The 3442-nt window shown below is 63.5% G+C and carries 3 protein-coding genes; all 3 read left to right on the top strand.

Annotated elements, in window-relative coordinates:
• Positions 1 to 2001 (top strand): iron ABC transporter permease (locus MRY84_RS14280; RefSeq protein ID WP_291506375.1); only part of this gene is annotated, 2001 nt, incomplete at its 5' end.
• 19 nt (positions 2002 to 2020) lie between these two features.
• Positions 2021 to 3067, top strand: a complete 1047-nt coding sequence (locus tag MRY84_RS14275; protein WP_291506374.1) for an ABC transporter ATP-binding protein — start codon at positions 2021 to 2023, stop codon at positions 3065 to 3067.
• Between the two features lie 183 nt (positions 3068 to 3250).
• Positions 3251 to 3442, top strand: a 192-nt coding sequence (locus tag MRY84_RS14270; RefSeq protein WP_291506373.1) for a hypothetical protein, incomplete at its 3' end; no start/stop codon positions are given.

The following is a 3442-nucleotide window of genomic DNA, read 5'->3' as shown; positions in this document are numbered from 1 at the left end:
TTGGTGCTGGCGGGCTTCGGAGCCCTGATGTCGCCGGGACGCCGTCAAGGTGCGGTTCTGGTGATGGGTGCGCTGGTGGGCCTTGTGGGTCTGCTTTTCAGCGGCTACGGCATTGGGGTGTCGGGCTGGAACTACGCGTGGATGGAGCGGCTGTTCGGGCCGCTGGCAATCGGACAGTACGGGCTCGGCTGGGGTGGCTTCGTCGTGCTGGTGTCTCTGGTCATGCTGCTGGGCGCCGGCATGGCGCGGCTGGGCTACTTCCGCCGTGACGTGTTCGTGGCAGCGGCTGTGATTGGTTGTGCTGCGCTGCTGGCCATGTTCGTGGTGCTTCCTGTGCTGCAGTCCCTGATGGCAGGGTTCTATGACGACGCCAACCAGCTGTCGTTGGGTGCTCTGGCAAGCCGAGTTCTCACCGAGCGCATTTGGGGCATCGGCTGCCTCGGGCAGGCTGTCTCGTGCGGCGTGGCTTGGAACACGCTGTACCTGGCGTTGCTGACAGCCGCAGGAACCACCGTGCTGGGGACGATGATTGCATTGATGGCCGAGCGAGGCTCCAAGCGCATGGCCAAGCCCCTCAACGTACTGGCGATGCTGCCCATCATCACGCCGCCTTTCGTGGTCGGCCTGGGGCTCATCCTGCTGTTTGGCCGCTCCGGTGTGGCCAACCAGTTTGCGGAATGGGCATTTGGAATCCCACCCTCGCGCTGGTTTTATGGCGTGTTCGGCGTGTGGCTGGCGCAACTGTTCGCTTTCACTCCGATTTCCTTCATGATCATGCGCGGCGTGGTGCAGGGCATCAGCCCCTCTCTCGAAGAAGCTGCGCAGACCCTGCGGGCCAGCCGCCTGCACACCTTCATGACGGTGACGCTGCCGTTGCTCAAGCCGGGTCTGGCCAATGCGTTTTTGGTGGGCTTCATCGAGAGCATCGCCGACTTCGGCAACCCCATCATCCTGGGCGGGTCCTATTCGGTGCTGTCCACCGAGATCTTTTTCGCCATCGTGGGCTCGTCCCTGGACCAGGGCATGGCCGCTGGTCTGGCGCTCATCCTCACGGCGTTTGCACTGACGGTGTTCTTCATCCAGCGCAAGCTGCTGGGCACGACCAGTTTCACCACGGTGTCGGGCAAGGGCGACGCGGGAGTTCCCATGGAGCTGCCACGGGCCGTGCGCAACGTGTGCAATGGCATCGCAATGCCATGGCTGGCCTTCAGTCTGGTGGTCTACTGCTTCGCGTTCGCTGGCGGGTTTGTGAAGGTGTGGGGGCGTGACTACACGCTGACCTTGCAGCACTTCCGTTCCGCGTTCGATTTTCAGATTGGCGAGACGGGCTTGGTGTGGCTCGGGTCTGCGTGGGACTCGTTGTTCAACACCGTTTATCTCGCGGCCATTGCGGCCCCCATCTGCGCGGCCGTGGGGCTGCTGATCGCCTGGCTGCTGGCGCGCACGGAATTTCGCGGAAAAGCTGCGTTTGAGTTCTCCGCGCTGCTCACGTTTGCGATTCCGGGCACCGTGCTTGGCGTGAGCTACATCCTTGCCTTCAATGTGCCACCGGTGGAGCTGACGGGAACGGGCTTGATCATCATCCTGTGCTTTGTCTTCCGCAACCTTCCTGTGGGGGTGCGTGCTGGCACGGCGTCGTTCAAGCAGCTCGACAAGGCGCTCGATGAGGCGTCCGTAATGCTGCGCGCCGGCAGCCTGACCACCTTGCGACGCGTGATCCTGCCGCTGCTCAAACCGGCATTGGTGGCCGCGTTGGTCTACAGCTTCGTCCGCTCCATGACCACGGTGTCTGCCGTCATCTTCCTGGTGACGGCCGAGTATGACCTAGCCACCACCTACATCATCGGCCGCGTGGGCAACGGCGACTACGGCGTGGCCCTTGCGTACTGCACCGTGCTGATCATTTTCATGTCGCTGACGACCATGGCCATCCAGTGGGTGGTGGGCGAGAGAAAGCTCGGACGTCGCCGGGCCGGAGCTCACCGTACCCCCAATCCATAACACTTTCCAGGGGATCCAAATGACACAAGCGGGTGTTGAATTCAAGAATGTCATCAAGCGCTACGGCGGCAGCAAATCCGACCTGGTGGTCAAGGGCATCAGTTTCACGGTTCCCAAGGGGACGCTGACCACCATCCTGGGGCCGTCGGGCTGTGGCAAGACCACCACCCTGCGCATGATCGCCGGGCTGGAGACGCCCAGCGGCGGCGAGATATTCATTGACGGGAAAAACGTCACGCACCTGGGGCCCGCCGAGCGCAATGTGAGCATGGTGTTCCAGAGCTATGCCTTGTTTCCGCACATGACGGTGGCGGAGAACGTGTGCTACGGCCTCTCGGTGAGTGGTGTCAAGGCCGATGAGATGCACGACCGCGCACAGCGCGCCATGCAGGCGGTGGGCCTGAGTGGTTACGACGAGCGCATGCCCAGCGAGCTCTCGGGGGGGCAGCAGCAACGGGTGGCGGTGGCGCGCGCACTGGTACTGGAGCCCGCCGTGCTGCTGTTCGACGAGCCCTTGTCCAACCTCGACGCCCGCCTGCGCCGATCCATGCGCGAAGAGATCCGCAGCCTGCAACAGCGGCTGGGCCTGACGGTAGCCTACGTGACGCACGACCAAAGCGAAGCACTCGCGGTCAGTGACCAGATCATCGTCATGGACCACGGCGTCATCGCGCAAGCCGGCAGCCCCTCCGACCTGTACGAACGGCCCCAAAGCGAGTTTGTGGCGGGCTTCATGGGCGAGGCCATGCTGTTTCGCGGCGAGGTGCTCGCCAATGGCGAGCTCCTCCTGGGACCACTGCGGCTGCGAACGGCGCGCCCGATGCCGCAAGGTCCGGTGAAAGCCGCCATACGACCCGAAACCTGGCGCGTTGGCCCCGCAGGTGACGCCGGCATGGCAGGCACCGTCTCCAAGACTGCCTACCTGGGCAGCTTTTTTGAGTTGACGGTGGAGACCAGCCTTGGCTCGATCTTCATCGTGTCGCCAGACATCGATCATGCATGGCGCGTTGGCGAGACCGTCTCGCTCAACTTGCCGGATCGCGGCGTGTCGGTGGTGCCGGTGTAGCAGCTCCGTTGCTCAAGCATTTCAAAGGCGCGTCTCGTCATGCTCTCAATGATTCACACAGGATTGCTGGAAGGCCTTCCAGGCCGGCTCCCCTGCATCGCGTCCGCTGCGCGCCGTGCCGGGGCACTGCTAGCTCGCGCATCCATGGGGGTTGGTGTCTGCTGCGCCTTGGCTTTGAGCCTCATGCCAACCGGAAACGCAGGTGCCGGGCCGGCGGAAGGCAAGGTGGAGTTCGGGCTGATCTCCCCGCGCCATCCCGAGCAGACGCAGGCCAACTGGGCACCCTTTGCCGCGCGCATGGAAAAAGCAATGGGCTTGCGCGTGAACCTGAGGGTCTATGAGAGCCAGGAAGCACTGGTGCGCGAGTTCATTGAC

The organism is Acidovorax sp. (assembly GCF_022763525.1).
Taxonomy (GTDB): domain Bacteria; phylum Pseudomonadota; class Gammaproteobacteria; order Burkholderiales; family Burkholderiaceae_C; genus Acidovorax.
Note: the sequence above shows the minus strand (reverse complement) of the source record. Positions and strands in the feature narration are given on the sequence as shown.

Excerpts from the sequence above, each read along its gene's own strand:
- MRY84_RS14275 (WP_291506374.1), top strand. The coding sequence starts at position 2,021 with ATGACACAAGCGGGTGTTGAATTCAAGAATGTCATCAAGCGCTACGGC.